General features: G+C 61.8%; 21 protein-coding genes. 17 read left to right on the top strand and 4 right to left on the bottom strand.

The genetic code is table 11. The features are described 5' to 3' along the window. The first annotated feature begins 178 nt into the window (after positions 1-178). A complete protein-coding gene (locus tag SIC17_RS03550; protein ID WP_291893860.1) occupies positions 179-562 on the top strand; it encodes a DUF4870 family protein in 384 nt (127 codons plus the stop codon). Here SIC17_RS03550 and SIC17_RS03555 read toward each other — a convergent pair whose 3' ends face one another. Next, positions 563-2,323, bottom strand: coding sequence for an acyl-CoA dehydrogenase (locus SIC17_RS03555; RefSeq protein WP_412546408.1), 1,761 nt, complete (start codon positions 2,321-2,323; stop codon positions 563-565). 127 nt (positions 2,324-2,450) lie between these two features. Here SIC17_RS03555 and SIC17_RS03560 point away from each other — a divergent pair, with 127 nt between their 5' ends. From SIC17_RS03560 to SIC17_RS03635, 16 genes are all read left to right on the top strand, one after another. Further along, positions 2,451-3,059, top strand: a complete 609-nt coding sequence (locus SIC17_RS03560) for a YceI family protein (RefSeq protein ID WP_291893866.1) — start codon at positions 2,451-2,453, stop codon at positions 3,057-3,059. Then, entirely contained in the window at positions 3,052-3,627 is a 576-nt protein-coding gene (locus SIC17_RS03565; protein ID WP_291893869.1) for a cytochrome b, read from the top strand. The genes SIC17_RS03560 and SIC17_RS03565 overlap by 8 nt, the downstream gene beginning before the upstream one ends. Positions 3,628-3,634: 7 nt before the next feature. Beyond that, a complete protein-coding gene (locus tag SIC17_RS03570; protein ID WP_412546409.1) occupies positions 3,635-4,177 on the top strand; it encodes a YceI family protein in 543 nt (180 codons plus the stop codon). A gap of 38 nt (positions 4,178-4,215) precedes the next feature. Further along, a complete protein-coding gene (locus SIC17_RS03575) occupies positions 4,216-5,163 on the top strand; it encodes an L-threonylcarbamoyladenylate synthase (protein WP_412546410.1) in 948 nt (315 codons plus the stop codon). After that, the gene (locus tag SIC17_RS03580) at positions 5,163-6,566 is read left to right on the top strand and encodes an FAD-binding oxidoreductase (RefSeq protein ID WP_412546411.1); all 1,404 of its coding nucleotides are present in this window, start codon (positions 5,163-5,165) and stop codon (positions 6,564-6,566) included. The genes SIC17_RS03575 and SIC17_RS03580 overlap by 1 nt, the downstream gene beginning before the upstream one ends. Before the next feature lie 102 nt (positions 6,567-6,668). Beyond that, positions 6,669-7,157 carry a hypothetical protein gene (locus tag SIC17_RS03585; RefSeq protein WP_412546412.1) on the top strand — a complete coding sequence of 163 codons (489 nt, stop codon included), beginning with the start codon at positions 6,669-6,671 and terminating at the stop codon, positions 7,155-7,157. 116 nt (positions 7,158-7,273) lie between these two features. Further along, positions 7,274-8,065, top strand: coding sequence for a peroxide stress protein YaaA (gene yaaA, locus SIC17_RS03590; protein ID WP_412546413.1), 792 nt, complete (start codon positions 7,274-7,276; stop codon positions 8,063-8,065). Positions 8,066-8,267: 202 nt separating this feature from the next. Continuing rightward, positions 8,268-8,438: a hypothetical protein gene (locus SIC17_RS03595; RefSeq protein ID WP_412546414.1), complete on the top strand. Its 171-nt coding sequence runs from the start codon at positions 8,268-8,270 to the stop codon at positions 8,436-8,438. 370 nt (positions 8,439-8,808) lie between these two features. Beyond that, positions 8,809-9,609, top strand: a complete 801-nt coding sequence (locus tag SIC17_RS03600) for a 3-hydroxybutyrate dehydrogenase (RefSeq protein ID WP_291893886.1) — start codon at positions 8,809-8,811, stop codon at positions 9,607-9,609. 6 nt (positions 9,610-9,615) lie between these two features. After that, complete coding sequence (locus SIC17_RS03605) at positions 9,616-9,978, top strand: VOC family protein (RefSeq protein WP_291893889.1); 363 nt, start codon at positions 9,616-9,618, stop codon at positions 9,976-9,978. Beyond that, on the top strand, positions 9,971-10,426 hold the full coding sequence (locus SIC17_RS03610) for an NUDIX hydrolase (RefSeq protein ID WP_291893892.1): 456 nt from the start codon (positions 9,971-9,973) through the stop codon (positions 10,424-10,426). Before SIC17_RS03605 ends, SIC17_RS03610 begins: the two co-directional genes overlap by 8 nt. 5 nt (positions 10,427-10,431) lie before the next feature. After that, positions 10,432-10,947, top strand: coding sequence for a TIGR02301 family protein (locus SIC17_RS03615; protein ID WP_291893895.1), 516 nt, complete (start codon positions 10,432-10,434; stop codon positions 10,945-10,947). Positions 10,948-11,039: 92 nt separating this feature from the next. Beyond that, positions 11,040-12,065 carry an efflux RND transporter periplasmic adaptor subunit gene (locus SIC17_RS03620; RefSeq protein WP_291893898.1) on the top strand — a complete coding sequence of 342 codons (1,026 nt, stop codon included), beginning with the start codon at positions 11,040-11,042 and terminating at the stop codon, positions 12,063-12,065. Between the two features lie 50 nt (positions 12,066-12,115). Then, positions 12,116-12,802 carry an ABC transporter ATP-binding protein gene (locus SIC17_RS03625; protein WP_291893902.1) on the top strand — a complete coding sequence of 229 codons (687 nt, stop codon included), beginning with the start codon at positions 12,116-12,118 and terminating at the stop codon, positions 12,800-12,802. Then, positions 12,802-13,959, top strand: a complete 1,158-nt coding sequence (locus SIC17_RS03630; protein ID WP_291893905.1) for an ABC transporter permease — start codon at positions 12,802-12,804, stop codon at positions 13,957-13,959. The genes SIC17_RS03625 and SIC17_RS03630 overlap by 1 nt, the downstream gene beginning before the upstream one ends. Positions 13,960-13,969: 10 nt before the next feature. Next, positions 13,970-15,151 carry an ABC transporter permease gene (locus SIC17_RS03635; RefSeq protein WP_291893908.1) on the top strand — a complete coding sequence of 394 codons (1,182 nt, stop codon included), beginning with the start codon at positions 13,970-13,972 and terminating at the stop codon, positions 15,149-15,151. Here the strand turns inward: SIC17_RS03635 and SIC17_RS03640 are convergent. From SIC17_RS03640 to SIC17_RS03650, 3 genes are read right to left on the bottom strand one after another with little or no spacing between them, the layout of a single operon-like run. Further along, complete coding sequence (locus tag SIC17_RS03640; RefSeq protein ID WP_291893911.1) at positions 15,148-15,924, bottom strand: hypothetical protein; 777 nt, start codon at positions 15,922-15,924, stop codon at positions 15,148-15,150. The two genes, SIC17_RS03635 and SIC17_RS03640, sit on opposite strands and share 4 nt — an antisense overlap. Positions 15,925-15,947: 23 nt before the next feature. After that, positions 15,948-17,285, bottom strand: a complete 1,338-nt coding sequence (locus SIC17_RS03645; RefSeq protein ID WP_412546415.1) for a dihydroorotase — start codon at positions 17,283-17,285, stop codon at positions 15,948-15,950. Further along, the gene (locus SIC17_RS03650; RefSeq protein WP_412546416.1) at positions 17,282-18,244 is read right to left on the bottom strand and encodes a glycosyltransferase family 9 protein; all 963 of its coding nucleotides are present in this window, start codon (positions 18,242-18,244) and stop codon (positions 17,282-17,284) included. The genes SIC17_RS03645 and SIC17_RS03650 overlap by 4 nt, the downstream gene beginning before the upstream one ends. Between the last annotated feature and the right edge of the window lie 9 nt (positions 18,245-18,253).

The raw sequence follows: 18,253 nt of genomic DNA on the forward strand, positions 1-18,253 counted from the left end.
CATAAGGGCTCCCCGACGACATGGGTAAATCGAAACCCGGCGACAAGAAACCCCTTCGGCATCAACACGCCCAGATTTTGCCGCAGCGTGGCGGCAGTGTCGCAGGGGACAGTCACAACCCTGTTCCCCCTGCCCTTCCACGTGGGACCGGATACATTCAGGCTAAAGGAGCCCCTCGATGAGCGACACGATATACGAAGCCCCGTCCAACAAGGCCGCAGACCGCGACGACAAGCTGTTTGCCGGGCTGGGTTATGTGCTCATGCTGCTGGGCAATATCATCGGCGTCTCATCGATCATCGCCGTCATCATCGGCTATGCCCGCAGAGACCAGGCGCCAAACTGGCTGCACTCCCACTACGAATTCCAGATCCGCACCTTCTGGGCGGCGCTGGTCGGCCTGGTCCTCTCTACCGTGATGATCTTCACCTTTATCCTGATGCCCATCGGCTTTCTGGGATATGCCGCGATCTGGCTGTGGGTGCTGATCCGCAATGTCGTCGGCTTCATCCGCCTGCTGGACGGCCGCGGCGTCGGCAATGCCTCCACGATGTGGGTCTGATCAGCCCGCCTCGAAACCCAGTTCCGAAATCATGTCATAGCCAATCGTGATATCGTCGACGCGTGACGGCGACAGCGCCAGCACGGCCTCGGCATAGAAATTGGCCAGGGCGATGCGTTCGGCAGCGAATTTCGGGTCACCGATATTCTCTTTCTGGCGACGACGTACGGCGACAGCGCCCACACACAGCATCCAGCCACCGATCACCTCACCCGCCAGGGTCAGGAACGGCGTTGCACCGGACAGGCGGTCGGCCGGATCGGACGTATTGAGCCAGGCGGCCGCTTCCTTGAGCGCGTCCAGACCATCTTCCAGACGCTCGGCCAGCGGCGGCAGATCGGGGTGGGACGAAGTGGAACAGGACTCGATGGTCTGTTCGATATCGGCGTAGAGCTCCTCAAACGCCGCGCCGCCCGCCATCGAGAGCTTGCGTCCGGCCAGGTCGAGCGCCTGGATGGCATTGGTTCCCTCATAGATCGGGGCGATGCGCGCATCGCGCAGATGCTGGGCGGCACCGGTCTCCTCGATAAAGCCCATACCACCGTGGATCTGGATACCCATGGAGGCAACCTCGACACCGATATCGGTCGACCAGGCCTTGGCGATCGGGGTCAGCAACTCCTCGCGGCGCTTGGCCGCGGCGCGCTCTTCCTCATCCTCGGCATGTTCAGCCAGGTCGGCCGCGACCGCCGTGGCGATGCAAATGGCGCGGGACGCCGCGATCTTGGCGCGCATCATGGCGAGCGTGCGCTGGATATCGGGATGTTCGATGATGGCGTGCGGCCCGGGACCATCGGCCTCGATGGCCTTGCCCTGCTTGCGATCCTTGGCATAGGCCAGCGCCTGTTGATAGGCGCGCTCGGCAATGCCCACGCCCTGGACACCGACATTGAGGCGCGCAGAATTCATCATCGTGAACATGCAGCGCATGCCGGCATTCTCGCCACCGATCAGCCAGCCCTTGGCGCCGGCATATTCCATCGTACAGGTCGGCGAGCCGTGAATGCCCAGCTTGTGCTCCAGCCCGATCGCGGTCGCGGCATTGCGCGTCCCGTCGTCCAGGAATTTCGGCACAATGAAGAGCGAGATGCCCTTGGTGCCTTCCGGCGATCCCGGCGTGCGGGCCAGCACCAGGTGAATGATATTGTCCGTGCAGTCGTGCTCACCCCAGGTGATGTAGATTTTCTGCCCGGAGATGGACCACGACCCGTCGGGATTGGGTTCGGCCTTAGTGCGCAGCGCACCGACATCCGATCCGGCCTGCGGCTCGGTCAGGTTCATCGTTGCAGTCCACTCGCCGGTCAGCAATTTGGGCAGGTACTGGTCGCGCTGCTCCTGCGTGCCGTGCGCCAGCAGCGCCTCGATCGCGCCATAAGTCAGCATCGGACCCAGGCCAAAGGCCATGTTGGCCGACTGGATCATTTCCAGCACGGCCACGCCCAGAGCGCGCGGCAGTCCCATGCCACCCACTTCAGCCGGGAATTGCAGCCCCTGCCAGCCGCCTTCGACAAACTGGGCATAAGCGTCCTTGAAACCTTCGGGGGTGGTGATCACGCCATCCTTGAGCGTACAGCCCTGCAAGTCGCCCGTGCGATTGAGCGGAGCCAGCACGCCCCCCGCCAGTTTTGCGGCTTCTTCCAGGATCGCAAAGGTGAGATCCTCGGAAAACTCGGCAAACGCGCCACCGGATTTGACTGCGCCTACCGCAGCCACTTCCTCGAGCGTGAAACGCAATTCATCGACGGGTGCCTGATATGTCATGAAGTCCTCCAACCAGCGCCCCGAACATAACGCGCAAAACGAAACTTGCGAGACTGGAAAAGGTGATTTTCTCAGCTTTCACGGCAAGAGCGGTTACATTCTGCAGGTGTGAGAATAGATTGGGGCCATGCGTATACGTCATCTGATACCTTTTGCCGCGCTGGTTCTCAGCGCCTGCATTACCCCCGTCACCGCGCCTGCGCGCCTGCCAACAGGCAGCTGGGAACTCGACCCCAGCCATACCAGTGTCGCCTGGCGGGTCCGGCATACGGGCATTTCCTGGTATGTCGGCCGCTTTGACACGATGGATGCCAGCCTGGACTTCGACCCAGCCTCGCCGGAAACAGCCCGACTGGTCGCCACGGTCGATGCTGCCAGCATTTCCACCGGCGACACCGAATTTGACCTGGACCTCGCCAATGGCTGGCTCAATGCCGGGTCCAGCCCACAGATCCGCTTTGAAAGCACACAGATCGAGGTCATCTCACAAGCGAGCGGACGCGCGACCGGCACGCTTTTTCTCAACGGGCGCGAGATCGACACCGTGATGGAGATCGACTTCCATGGCGGTGTATTAAATCCATTCGAACAGCGACGCGCCCTGGGCTTTTCCGGGCGAATGCAGATTGACCGCACGGCCTTTGGCATTGGCAATTTGCCACAATCCATTGTCGGCGCTGATGTGTTTATTGAGATCGAAGCCGAGTTTCTAAGGACAGGAGCACTCGATGACTGAGGCCCGTTATTCCACTGTTGCGATTATTCTGCACTGGCTGCTCGCCATCCTGCTGGTCGGCATGGTGTTTTTCGGCTGGTACATGGATGGCCTGCTGGAAGACGCCCAGGCCGGGGGCGGCACCACGCTCACCGAAGTCCAGGCCGCCTACAACATGCACAAGACCACCGGCATCATCGTGTTGATGCTAAGCCTGATCCGGCTGGGCTGGCGGTTCACACATCCGGTCCCGGCCCTGCCCGAGGGCATGAAACCCTGGGAGAAAACGGTCGCCCACGGCACGCACATGGCTTTCTATGCGATCATGATCGGCATGCCGGTTGGCGGCTGGATGGCCTCTTCCGCTTCGCCGTTCCCGTCCTATCTCTTCAATAATCCGGACCTGACCCTGCCGCGTCTGCCGGTCCCGCAGACCGAGGCCTTTGCCGACACGATGGGCTCGGCCCACGGTGCTGGTGGATGGGTGATCCTCATCCTGGTCGGTCTGCACGCAGCGGCGGCGCTGAAACACCAGTTCCTCGACCGGGACAATCTCCTCGCCCGCATGATCCCCTTACTCAAAGGATAGCCCCACCATGTTGCGTACCCTCCTCCCCGTCTCCATCGCTCTTCTCGCAGCACCGGCCGCAGCGCAGGAGTGGACACTCGACTCAGATGCCAGCCGCGTCGGCTTTGTCACGCAGGCCTTTGGCGGGTCTGTCGAAGGTGAATTCACCGATTATGAGGCCGCGGTCACACTGGACCCGTCCGATCTGGAGAATGCCCGCATCGAAGCCCGTGTCGGCACGGCCAGCGGCTCGACCGGCAATGGCCAGCTGGATGATTCCATGTTGAGCGAGGAAGGCCTCGCGCCTCAGAGCCATGAAGCAGCGCGTTTCGTGTCAGAGGATGTACGTGCGACCGACACCGGTTATGAAGCCCATGGCACGCTGAGTATTCGCGGCACTGACCAGGCCGTGGTCCTGCCCTTCTCTCTCACCATCGATGGCGGCCGTGCTGTCGCCGATGCCGAGCTTGAGATCGCGCGCTCCGATTACGGTGTCGGTGCCTCGGGATGGGGCGATACCGCCGCAAACGTCACAATCGTGCTGCATATCGAGGCAGATGCCGCGAACTAGGCTTGCGTTGCAGTGCAGCATGGCGCTAGCTGTGCGGCATGAGTACCGAAATTATTCCCGCCAGCCATGACGAGGCCATCGAACGCGCTGCAGACCTCCTGCGCGGCGGCGGGCTTGTGGCCATGCCAACCGAGACGGTTTACGGCCTGGCCGCCAATGCCGCCGACGCGGATGCCGTTGCTCGTCTGTACGAGGCCAAGGGACGTCCGCGCTTTAACCCGCTGATTGCCCATGTCACCGATGCGGCCATGGCGGCGCGGCTGGCGCATGTACCGGAACTGGCGCGCGGCTTGATGCAGGCCTTCTGGCCCGGCCCGCTGACTTTGGTCCTGCCGAAAAAATCCACGGCACCGATCTGCGACCTGGCCAATGCCGGTCTCGACAGTGTCGCCATCCGCGCTCCGGCCCATCCAGCGGCTCAGGCGCTGATCCGCGCGGTCGACCGGCCGCTGGTCGCACCCAGCGCCAACCCTTCCGGCTCCATCAGCCCGACAACAGCGCAGCACGTTTTTGAAGGCCTGGGGCACAAGATCGATCTTATCCTGGATGGCGGCGCCTGCCCGGTCGGTGTCGAATCCACCGTGGTCATGGTCGAGGATGAGACCGCCAGCCTGCTGCGCCCCGGTGGTCTTGATCGCGGCGCCATCGAACCGCTGACCGGCCCGCTTCAACGCGTTGAAGACAGCGCCACACCGGCCAGCCCCGGCATGCTGAAAAGCCATTACGCACCCGGCGCCAAGGTTCGACTGAACGCAAGCGAGGCGCGCGATGACGAAGTCCTGCTGGGCTTTGGCCAGGTCGCCGGCGATCTCAACCTCTCTGAAACCGGCGATCTGGCGGAAGCGGCCACCGGCCTGTTCGCCGCGCTGAGACAGCTTGATACCAGTGGCGCGGCGACGATTGCCGTCGCGCCCATTCCCGCAACCGGCCTGGGCGAGGCCATCAATGACCGGCTGCAACGCGCTGCAGCACCGAGAGACAGCTGATGACGCAATTGACCGACGAAATCCGCCTGGCGTTGAAAGACACGCTCGGGCCAAAAGGCTGGAGCGAGGACGCCAGCGAACTGGCCCCGCATGTCGAGGACTGGCGCGGCCGTTATCAGGGCTCGACCCCGATCCTGCTCAAGCCGGGTTCAACCGAAGACGTCTCGGCGGCCGTCAGGATCTGCGCCGAAGCCGGCATCGCCATCACCCCCCAGGGCGGCAATACCTCGCTGTGTGGCGCCGCAACGCCGCAAGGCGAAGTGCTGATCTCGCTGAAGCGCATGACCCGGGTCCGCGAGATGGATATCGGCAATGACTCGATGACCGTCGAGGCCGGCTGCGTGCTGGAAAACCTGCAGAATATCGCCGCCGATGCCGACCGCTTGTTCCCGCTGGCGCTGGGCTCACAGGGCTCGGCCATGATCGGCGGCCTGATCTCGACCAATGCCGGCGGGGTGCAGGTCTTGCGTTACGGCATGACGCGGGAGCTGGTGCTGGGCCTCGAGGCGGTGCTGCCCGACGGCACGATCTGGTCGGGGCTGACCGGCCTGCGCAAGGACAATACCGGTTATGATCTCAAGCAATTGCTGATCGGCGCCGAGGGCACGCTGGGCATTATCACCGCGGCCACGCTGAAACTCTTCCCACGCCCGGCCCGCACCGAGCTGGCCTTTGTCGGCATGGACAGTGTCGAGGACGCCGTAACCTTCCTGGGCCTGGCCAAACGCCTGTCCGGCAATGCCGTGACCGCCTTCGAGATCCTGCCGCGCATCGCCCTGGAGCGTGTTCTGGAACACGTGCCCGGCACCCGTGACCCGCTGGAAACCCAACAGGCCTGGTATGTGCTGTGCGAACTCAGCTTCGGCCGCGCCGACGGTGCCCGGGAAACGCTGGAGGAGACGCTGGGAGACGGCTTTGAACAGGGCCTCATCAAGGACGGTGCCATCGCCGAGAACGAGACCCAGGCCAGGGATTTCTGGCGCCTGCGCGAGAGCATCGCCGAGGCTGAACGTGCCTATGGCCGCTCGGTCAAACACGATGTCTCCATCCCGGTTTCGCGCATGGCGGAATTCATCGAGCTCGGCAGCGAACGCGTAACCCAGGCCTATCCGGAAGCGGTGGTGTTCTGTTTCGGCCATGTCGGCGACGGCAATGTCCACTTCAATTTCGCCTCCCCCAGCCCGGGCCAGGCGGAGGCATTCATGGCCAACGCCTCCGGCATTTCCGGCATCGTCTACGACACCGTCGCCGAGTTCGACGGTTCCATCTCGGCCGAGCATGGCATCGGCGTCCTCAAACGCGAGGAACTGGCCAGCCGCAAACCGGTCGATGTAAAGGTCATGAAAGCGATCAAGTCCGCCCTGGACCCGAAAGGCATCATGAATCCGCGGGTTTTGTTGTAGAGTAGTGATCGCAACCGCCCCTGTCTGCCAGATGAACACGCAGCTCAGGATTGGCTCAGCCAAGCCGACCTACAAAGAGGTTCGAAACGACGGAGCTCGCCCATGAAAATCCTGTCTGCTGCCCTTGCTGCCCTGGCTGTGACCGCTGCCGCCGATGCGCAACGCGCGCCCTATGGCCTGCCCCTGCAGCCCGGTGAGGACTGCGCTGTGCGCTGGTATGAACGCGATGGCAGCGGCGAGCTGGTCGCCAAGACCCGCACCGAACGACCGGGTTCCTACTCCATCCACATCCGCGAAGGTCGCGAGACGCTGGTTGAGGCCGAAGGCGAGTTCTCACCGCACCCCTGGGGTGAGACGCTCCTGCTGCGAACGATCCTGACCGCGCGCCATGAGGACAATTCCCGTCGCGATGGACGCTGGTCTACGGGCCCGGACGACCTCAATGTGGATCTGCGTGTCTATAACACCCGCGGCCAGCTGATCTGCCGCGACCAGTCCCTGGATGTGCGCGAATTCACTTCACTGTTCAGCTCCTACCAGCAAGCCCGCCCAAACCGCGTGGATCCCTCCATTCTGCAGCGCCGCTGGTAGGCCCTTTATCCAGACCCGAGTGAAGCGGGCGAGCCGGTGTGTAACATCACACACCAGCGCGCCCCTTCCCTAGCCGCCTGCCTGTGCTTATCTCTGGGACAAAGGAGATTCGCCCGATGCTCGTATTGTTGTCGCCCGCCAAGAACATGAATTTCGACCCGGTTGATCGCGATCTGCCGAAGACGCAGCCCTCGCTGATCGACGAGACGCGCATCCTCTCGAAAACCACGCGTGGACTGACGATCTCCAAGATCAAGACGATGATGAAGATCAATGATGATCTGGCCAAGCTGAACCGCGAGCGTTTCCAGGCGTTCGACGCCGAACAGCCGGGCGAGAAACAGGCCGCCTTTGCGTTCAACGGCGAGGTCTATCGCGGTCTGGACGCGGCCAGCCTCTCCGCCGAGGACCTCGACTGGGCCCAGGGTCATCTGCGCCTTCTCTCCGGCATGTACGGCACGCTGCGCCCGCTGGACGGCATCCACCCCTATCGCCTGGAAATGGGCCGCAAGCTGCACACCCGCCGCGGCGAAAGCCTCTACGACTTCTGGGGCCAGACGATTGCCAAGGATCTCAATGCCGCCATGGACGGAGACGCGGACCCCGTCATCCTCAATCTGGCCTCGAACGAATACTTCAAATCCGTCGACCGGAAGGCCCTGAAAGCGCGGGTCATCACCGCGAACTTCAAGGAAGAAAAGGACGGCCAGCTGCGCGCGCTTATGGTCTACGCCAAGAAAGCCCGTGGCATGATGGCTCGCTGGGTCATCGAAAACCGCGTCACCGACCCGGCCGACCTTGTGAAGTTTGATTCCGGTGGTTATCGCTTCGAACCCGAAGGTTCGAAGGATGGCGAACTCCTGTTCACGCGGCCCCAGCCGGCGGCGGCGGGCAAGAAAGCGGCGTAGGCGTAATTCAATGCGGCTCAGCCTACGCTTTGTGCCAGATATGATTTCGGCGCAGTTTTATTCTGTGCCGGTAAGTGTGTTTGAACTCGTGTCCGATGGCGTTCCCAGACACTGTTCGCTAGGCGATGGCCTAATTAGGTGCACAGGAGTAATCGTCGACATGCCAGACAGAGGACCGCTCACTCGCATAGATGGCTCGTCGGTGCGTCGTATTCTGCTCCGCAATCGGCATGCGGGTGAATTTGATCTCAAAAGCGGATGTGCATTGTACGTCGAAGATATCGTGGAAACACCGCAATTGATCAAAGCTGACCCGATTGTGATCCGCCATCAAAACATTGGTGTCGCCAGTTTGGTATCAACCACCCCTTGACCCGCCCCCAACCGGCCGCGGCTGGGAAGAAGGCGGCGGAACTTCCGCACATCCCTGCATTGTGTTATGCTCCAAGGGCCGCTTGGGACAGGTACGAACTGTCCCCTTTGGCCGCCCTTTAGGCGATAGATAGTCGGATCTCCAGCGTCCAGCCTTTGATCCGATTTCTCCTCACCCGAAGGACGAGAGTGCATTTCGGAAACCGAAACATTGCGCTCTCCTATTGACGCCGGCCTGAATGGGCCGGCGTTTTCATTAGAACACAAACTCAATTTGAAATTGCAGTTTATGGATACTCGCCCAAACTACCCCTTGACCCCCCGCGCCTGATCCCCTTTCTTGCGCACAGCACAAACTTGAAAGGTCATTCATGTCTGGAGTTCGCACTGATCTCACCGGCCAGGTGGCCATCGTCACTGGCTCGACCAGCGGGATTGGTGCGGCCATGGCCGAGGCACTCGCAGAGAACGGCGCCCACATCGTCCTCAACGGGCTGGGAGATGCCGACGAGATCGAGGCGCTGCGTTCGAAAATTTCGGCCGATCATGGAGTCGAGGTGCGTTACCACGGCGCCAACATGCTCAAGGCGGACGAGATCGCCGACATGGTTGCCTCGACCGAGAAAGAGTTCGGGCGGCTGGACATCCTGATGAACAATGCTGGCATCCAGCATGTCTCCCCGGTTGAGGATTTCCCGGCCGAGAAATGGGATGCGATCATAGCTATCAACCTGTCGTCCGTCTTCCATGGTGCCAAGGCGGCCGTGCCGATCATGAAACGCCAGGGCAAGGGTCGGATCGTCAACCTGGCCTCGGCCCACGGCCTGGTCGCCTCGCCGTTCAAATCCGCCTATGTCGCGGCCAAACACGGCGTGATGGGCTTTACCAAGACGCTGGCCCTGGAAGTGGCGGAGGACGGTATCACCTGTAACGCCATCTGCCCGGGATATGTGAAGACACCGCTGGTGGAAAACCAGATCGCCGACACGGCCAGGGCGCGCGGTATTTCCGAAGAGGAAGTCGTGCGCGATGTCATGCTGGCCGCCCAGCCAACCAAGCAGTTCGTCACTTATGAACAGCTCGCTGGCGCGTTGCTCTATCTTGTCTCCGACGCCGGGGCCAATATGAATGGTTCCTGGATCAGCGTGGATGGCGGATGGACCGCCAAATAGGCGGACATGAGCGACACTCCCGTGCTGAAAATCGACTATAACGAACTGCCCGTCACCGACATGGACGCGGCCAAGGCGTTCTACGCCAATGCCTTCGGCTGGACCTTCGAGGATTATGGCCCGGGCTATGCGGCGTTCACGAATGCGGGGCTCGACGGCGGTCTGCGACTGGAGGAGAAGCCCTTCCCCACCGGCGCGCTGATTATTCTGGCGGCCGATGACCTGGAAGCGGCCGAACGCCGTGTCGAGGCCGCGGGCTCGACCGTGTTCGACCGCCAGAATTTCCCGGGCGGGCGCCGTTTCCACTTCAAGGATCCCAGTGACAATGAACTCGCGGTCTGGTCCCCCAATGGACAATATGATGTCTGATCGCGCCCCTGTTCCCGCGGCCGGCATTGTCGTCATTCGCGGCGAGAGCGAAGTCCTGCTGATCCGCCGCGGCAAACCACCCTATCAGGGCGAATGGTCCATTCCGGGCGGCAAGATCGAGTATGGCGAAACCACCTCGGAAGCCGCCTTGCGCGAGCTGAAGGAAGAGACCGGTGTCGAGGCGGAAATTGTCGGCCTGATCGATGTCGTCGACAGCATCGGCCTGCGCGAAAAGGGACAGCCGGGCGACTGGCATTACCTGCTGGTCGACTATGCCGCTCGCTGGGTCTCGGGCGAGCCGCTGGCGCAGGATGATGTGGATGAAGCGGTCTTCTATCCGCTCGAGGAAGCCCTGGCCCTGACCCGCTGGGACAAGACCCGCGATGTCATCGGGCGTGCCCTAAAAATGGTCAGCGCCATGCAGCCGCCACAATCAGCGGTGAAATAGGCATCATGCGCGCGCTGACTGTCATTCTGTGTCTTTGCCTCCTGCCGATCACCGCTGAAGCCCAGAAGCCTCAGCGCGGCGATAACAGGGCTATTGACCTGCGCACCAACCAGACCTTCCGCGACAGTCCGAGCGATCGAACACAGCAACGGGACAACCGGTTCGACAATCGTCGTGACAACCGCAACTTCCGCGAGGAGGAACCGGCCGAGCCCAGTGTCGATGTCGAACGCATCCTGCCCTATCTCGCCTATACACTCGGTGAGCTGCACTATCTGGACTATGCCTGCTCGGGCAATGATGCCCAGGTCTGGCGCGACCAGATGATCGCCCTTCTGGCCATGGAAGCTGCCGAATCCCGCAATCGCCGTGACCGCCTGATCGAGAATTTCAACGAAGGCTATCGCGTCCAGCAACGCTTCCGCGCCGTCTGCGGCCCCCAGGTCGAAGCCGAACGCCGGGCGCTGGCCCATCGCGGCCGGGATTTGTCGGAACTGATGCGGTCGGCGTATTTCGACTAGCGGGAAACTTCCTGCAGGAATCCGCTCGAATTCGCTCGCCAGAACGACAATTATGCTGAATAAATGCGCGTGCGAGTTGAGGGGGTACCACCATGTCTGATCGCAGTTCCCAACTGCATTCCTTGAGCATTGACCGAAGCGATGATGAAGGCCCGTCCGGTGCCGGATTCGGAACAGTCGCCACCGTAGCCGTTCTCGCGGCGGCGCTGGGTGCTGCCGGCACCTGGTGGTTAATGCGGAGCGACGCGACAGAGCAGCCGCAGGAAGCCGCTGCCCAGCAGGCCACGACGACACCGCCGCCTGTCCCGCAGGAAACAACACCTGCCCCGACCCGGCCGGAGCGGTCTTCCGGTCTTGTGGCATCCGGATATGTAGTGGCGCGACGCCAGGCGACCGTATCCGCTGACCTGACTGGGCGTATCCGGGAGGTCCTGGTCGAGGAAGGCACCGTCGTCGAGGAGGGCCAGATTCTCGCCAGACTGGATGATGAACGGGCTCAGATCCAGCTCAGTGTCCTGCGCACTCAGTCAACGGCGTCACAGGCCCGGAGCCGCTCGCTTGTCGCCGATGTCGAGGAAGCACAGCGTGTCCTTGATCGGGCAACGACCTTGCTTGAGCGCGAGATCGGATCAGAAGCCAGTGTCACAGCCGCCCAGGCCCGCCTGTCGAGCCTCCAGGCCCAGCTGGCCGCATCACGCGCCGACGCGGCCAGCATTCGCGAGCAGATCCGTTCCCAGGAAGATCTCATCGATCGCCATATCGTGCGTGCGCCGTTTGCTGGCGTTGTTATCGCCAAGAACGCCCAGGTCGGTGAAATCCTGTCCCCAGCCTCAGCCGGCGGTGGCTTTACGCGAACCGGTGTTGCGACCCTTGTCGACATGCAATCGTTGGAGATCGAAGTCGACGTCAATGAAAGCCAGATCGGTCGTGTCGTGCGCAATCAGAGGGTTGAGGCTCGCCTGGACGCCTATGCGGACTGGCGCATTGCCGCCCATGTAGAAGCGATCATTCCCACCGCAGACCGCAGCCGCGCGACCATCCGCGTCCGCGTCGCCTTCGACGAACGCGACGACCGGATTCTGCCGGACATGGCTGCGCGTGTGACTTTTGTTGAATAAAAGTACTTTGTGATTTAAAGTTTCTGGATATACCCGGAAAGGACATAGAGATGACCGCCCTGTATACGCTTACTGACCTGTCCAAACGCTATACGCGGGGCAAGGAGTCGATCACGATCTTCGAGCAACTCGACATGACGATCGACCAGGGCGATTTCATCTCGATCATGGGGCCTTCAGGCTCAGGCAAGACGACCTTGCTCAACCTGCTCGGCGGCATCGACCGCCCCTCCTCCGGTGCTGTCGATTGCGAAGGCACCCGGGTCGACAAATTGTCCGAGGGCAAGCTTGCCAAATGGCGCTCCCAGCATGTCGGTTTCATCTTCCAGTTCTACAATCTCATGCCGACGCTGAGCGCGGCGCAGAATGTCGAACTTCCCCTGCTGCTGACCAATCTGTCGGGCAAGGAACGCAAGCGCCGGGTGGAAACCGCGCTCGACATTGTCGGCATTCTCGATCGCAAGGGACACCGCCCCGCGCAATTGTCCGGCGGTCAGCAACAGCGTGTGGGCATCGCCCGCGCCATCGTCGCCGACCCGAAAGTCCTGTTGTGTGACGAGCCGACCGGTGACCTGGACCGCAATACGGCCGATGAAGTTCTGGAGACGCTGCAGCTGCTCAACCGCGAGCTCAACAAGACCATCGTCATGGTCACGCACGACCCGGCCGCCGCGGGCTATGCAAGCCGCCAACTCAATCTCGACAAGGGCCGCTTCGTGGAGACGGGAGCAGCCTGATGAATGATCTGACCCTGATCCGGAAGAATCTCTTCCGCAAGAAGCTGAGGGCCATCCTCCTCACCTTCTCCATCATGATCGCCTTCCTGATCTTTGGTGCTCTTGGCGCCTTCTACAATGTCTGGACGGCCGGGGTGGACCTGGCTGCTGCCAATCGATTGATCACGGTCAATCGCATCAATTTCACCCAGGACATGCCGATCGCCTATTACTCCCGCGTGCAGTCTGTGCAAGGCGTGGAGAATGTCAGCCACGCGAACTGGTTCGGCGGCTATTACCAGGACCCGCGCAACTTCGTGCAGACCTTTGCCGTCGAGCCGGAAACCTGGCTCTCTGTCTATCCGGAAATGGTGATGCCGGATGATCAACGTGCCGCGTTCATCACGGACCGGACCTGCCTCCTGGTCGGAGCCGACCTGGCAGCACAGTTCGAATGGTCACTCGGGGACAGGATCCCGCTGAATTCGAACATCTGGCAGCAAAACGACGGCAGTTCTGACTGGGATTTCAACATCTGCGCCATCTTTGACGGTGCCGAGGAAACCGCACCGTCGAACTATGCCGTATTTCACTACGAGTATTATAATGAAAGCCTGGCCTTCAACCGGGACCGCATCGGCTGGATGGTCGTCACGACGACGGGGTCGGACATCAATGATGCGGTGATCCGCGAGGTGGACGCCCTGTTCGCAAACTCGTCCGCCGAAACCGAGACCACCACCGAAGCGGCTTTCAACAAGGCGTTCCTGGAGCAGGTTGGCAATATCGCCATGATCCTGCTGTCCGTCATCGGCGCGGCTTTCGCGACCATCCTGATGATTGTGGGCACGACGATGATCATGGCGATCAATGAGCGCACCAAGGAGATCGCGGTGATGAAGACGCTGGGCTTCCCCTCCCCGCGCATCTTCCGCATGGTGCTCGCTGAATCCGTTCTGCTCAGCTTTGTCGGCGGCTTGGTCGGATTGGGCCTGGCGACCCTGATCGTCAATGGGGCTGCGGGTGCCCTCGCCGGCTTCCTGCCCGGCTTGTCCATGCCCATGGACGTTGTGGGGATCGCGCTGGGATTGATGCTGGCCCTGGGCCTTATCACCGGGGTCGGTCCCGCCCTGGCAGCCCAGCGCCTGTCCATCATTGACGCGTTCAACAAGCACTAGGAGGCTGGCCATGTTTTCCCAAACCCTCGCGGTCACCATGATCAATCTCCGCTCCATCCCGCAAAGATGGGCGCTGTCACTGGCCACGGTTTTCTCGATCGCCCTCGTTGTTGCCGTCCTGCTCGGTTTTCTGGCCATGGCCAATGGCTTCCGCGCGACGCTCTCTTCAACGGGTTCCGATGATGTCGCGATCATGCTGCGCGGCGGCTCCCAGGCCGAACTCAATTCCGGCCTCAGCCTCGACCAGCAACGCCTGATCGAGGAAGCCCCCGGCATTGCGCGCGATGCTGAGGGCGAAGCCATTGTGTCCGGCGAACTCTATGTCATCGTCGATGGCATCAAGCGCTCCAGCCAGACCGAGGCCAATCTGCCCTTGCGCGGCGTCGGCGCAGCTGCACCGTCCCTGCGCGACAATTTTTCCATTGTCGAGGGCCGCATGTTCGAGGTCGGTTCGAACGAACTTCTGGTGGGGCAATCGGTTCAGCGTGAGTTTGAAGGCTTTGACCTTGGCCAATCCATCCGCCTCGGCACGAATGAATGGGTCGTCGTCGGCACATTCTCGACCGGCGGGTCTGTCTTCGAGAGTGAAATCTGGGCCGATCTCGGCACCATCCAGAACCTCTATCAGCGTGGTACGTCCATCCAGTCCATCCGCGCCCAGCTGTCCTCCCCGGAAGCCATCGAAGAGCTGAGAACCTATGCCGAGAACGAGCCTCGCCTCAATCTGGATATCAATAACGAGGTCGAGTATTTCGCTGAACAGGCTGGCGGCACCTCCGACCTGATCATGTTCCTGGGTTGGCCGCTGGCCATCGCCATGGCGGTGGGTGCGCTAGCGGGGGCCTGGAACACCATGTATTCATCGGTGGATACGCGGATGAAGGAGATCGCCACCCTGCGTGCCATCGGCTTCTCGGGCAGTTCCGCAGCGATCGGCACCATGGTGGAGAGCCTGCTGCTGGCCGCACTCGGCGGACTTGTTGGCGCGCTGGCGGTCTATCTGGTGTTTGACGGTATCAGCGCGTCGACGCTGGGCAGTGGTTTCACCCAGGTCGTATTCTCATTCGCCGTGACCAGCGATGCCGTGTTCGGCGGGATCATCCTGGCGTTGATCGTCGGCTTCCTGGGCGGGTTCGTGCCCGCATTGCGCGCCGCACGGGTGCCTTTGCTGGCCGTGCACCGCTCCAGCTAGCCGTAATAATCGTCCTCCGCCTCACGAAGCTTTTCTTCGTCTTTGTGGGGCGGGAGGATTTCCATCTTCACGTGGCGACGGCGATTGGTGGAGATGACGAAAAAGCGTTTCTCCGGATAGTCCAGCTTGGACTGGAGCATGGCCGAGGTGATCAGGTCGACGTTTTTCAGGTCATCATCCGACATGCCGAAGGAATGCGGCAGGCTGCGGCCGTAGCGTTCAAGGCCGATCTCCACACATTGGTGGATGGCCTCGCGCTTGAGCGCGGCCGTGGTCAGGTGGGTGCCCAACTCCTCGCGCACTTCCGGGTTGGAGACCGGATAGATCGCCAAGTAGTCGGGTTCTTCCGGCAGGTGACCGGAATCAACCAGCAGCTTGATGCCTGCCTTGATGATCTCGCGGGAGTGCTGGCGCGCGGTGATGATGGCGATCGGGCGACGCTTGAGTACGGCGTATTTGAATATCTTCCAGGACGGCCCCCGCCAGTTGGCCGTATCCAGGGCCCGGCGGACGTCGCGCAGCAGGTATTCCTCGCCATTGCGGTCCTGGCCATCAGCGAATTCGCGATAGGACCGCGCCGGCGGATCGGCCCAGTCTTCCCACAGGCCAGGCACACCGAGATAGGCTTTGATCTCTTCATACTCATGCTGGCGCATGGGCCGCTCCTCACCGGTCATGGTGTTGAGCAGGTGCACACGTGTCGGCAGGTGCAGGATATTTTCGTCGATGTCGAAAAAATAGAAACTCTGACGCTGGTCCAAGGTCTTCTCCATCAACTCTGCCTCACGCTTACAGCTTATTGCTTTGGAAGCGCTTCCAGGAACTTAACAGGCTCGCCCAGCCCGTGCCCGACCAGCTCGTCATCGCGCATCACCGTCTTGCCGCGCACGATGGTCATAATCGGCCAGCCCTTGACGGTGCGTCCGTGGAACGGCGTCCAGCCGGACTTGGAGGCGGACCATTCATCGGTGATCTCACGCGAGTGGTTCATGTCGACAATGGTGAAATCGGCATCCCAGCCCGCCGCCATACGGCCCTTGCCGGACAGACCGAAAATGCGCTGCACGCCGTGCGAGGTCAGGTCGACAAAACGCTCCAGCGTCAGCCGGCCCGCATTGACGTGATCCAGCATGACCGGAACCAGGGTCTGCACGCCCGGCATGCCGGACGGGCTTTGCGGATAGGGCTTGGCCTTTTCTTCCAGCGTGTGCGGCGCGTGATCGGAACCGATAACGTCGACAACACCGCGCTGCAGTCCGCGCCACAGGCCCGCAATATGATGCGCCTCGCGCACCGGCGGGTTCATCTGGGCGCGGCCCTTGATCTCTTCGTAGATGCCCGGCGCTTCCAGCGTCAGGTGCTGGGGCGTCGCTTCGACACTGGCGATATCGCGATGCTGGCCCAGGAATTCCATTTCCTCGGCGGTGGAGATGTGCAGCACATGGATGCGCTTGCCCGTCTTGCGCGCCAGGCGTACCAGGCGTTTCGTGCTCATCATTGCCGCTTCCGGATCGCGCACGACCGGGTGGCTGGTCCAGTCGCCCTCAACGGCGAGCCCACGGCGCTCGGCGAGGCGGTACTCGTCTTCGGAGTGGAAAGCCGCCCGGCGCTGGATGGAGTTGAGCACACGCTCCACACCTTCATCATCCTGCACCAGGAGGGAGCCGGTGGAGGCGCCCATGAAGACCTTCACACCACAACAGCCCAGCATGCGCTCCATCTCGCCCAGAACGCCCGTATTCTCGTTGGTCGCGCCGGCATAGAAGGCATGGTCGCAATGCATGCGATCCTTGGCCCGGTTGAGCTTGTCGATCAGCATGTCCGGCGACGTCGTCGTCGGCTCGGTATTGGGCATTTCGAAGACAGCCGTCACACCGCCCAGCACCGCACACAGGGATCCGGACTGGAGGTCCTCTTTCCACTCCATGCCCGGCTCGCGGAAATGCACCTGGCTGTCGATGACGCCGGGCAGCACGGTCAGGCCGGTACAGTCGATCACCTCGCCGGCCGAGGCCTGGCTGAGATCACCGATCTCCACCGTCTTGCCATCAATGATGCCGACATCCGCCCGGCCGCGACCGGAGTGATTTACTACTTCGCCGCCCTTGAGCAGCAAGTCGAATGTCTGGCTCATTGTTCTTCTGTCCTTTGCAAGAGAGATATAGCGGCTTCATACGCCGCCTCGACGTCGAGGTCGAGCATCAGGCTTTCCGGCTGGAAACGCCGCTTGTTCTTGAAACGCGCATAATGTTCCTCAAACGAGGTGGCGCCGCGCACCACCGCCGTGTTTTCACCCCAGGGCCCGTAAAGCCGGTCATCCGTTGGCCCCATCAACCCCAGCGTAGGTATCCCGGCCGCAGCAGAGATATGCATCAGCCCGCTGTCATTACCGATATAGAGGCGCGGACGGTGCAGACAGGCTGCCACATCATCCAGCGCCAGCTTACCGGTCAGGTCGAGCACCTGGTCGTTCTCCAGCGCATCGCAAATGGGCGTGGCGGCATCATGATCGCCCGGACCGCCGAATATCGCGACTTTCGCGCCGGCCATCGGGCCGTCGGCAGCGATCAGGCGTTTGAGCAGTTCACCGAAGCGCTCGCCCGGCCAGACCTTGTATGGTGCCGAGGCAGAGGGACAAACGGCCAGCCAGGGCTGTTTGTCATTGAGGGTTTCCAGCGCGCCTCTGTGGCCGTCATCGGACACGTAGAGCGTTGGATCCGGCACATGACCAAGGCGCAGGATGGAGGCCGCTTCCTCGACCTTGTTGATCGGGGTTTCCGGGCGTTTGAGGATGCGCCGCTGTTTCGTCCACAGGAAATAGCTGGTACCCGAGCCGCGGATATCCACCACCAGGTCCCAGCGCTTGCCGACCGTGCGCTGCCACAGGTCCATCCAGTGACCGCCACCCTTTTTCTTGGCCATGACGATGATCTCGTCCAGGCGTGGCAGGGCACGGAACAGCGGTTCGGCCAGCGGACCACAGGCAATCGTGAAACGCGCCTCGGGGCGGGTCTCGAGCAGATGCTGCAGGATGCCGGAATTGATCACGGCATCGCCGATCCGGGTCGAAGTGATGAAAAGCACGCGTTCCATGGGCGCCGG

The organism is Maricaulis sp. MIT060901, from assembly GCF_047123815.1.
Lineage (GTDB): Bacteria > Pseudomonadota > Alphaproteobacteria > Caulobacterales > Maricaulaceae > Maricaulis.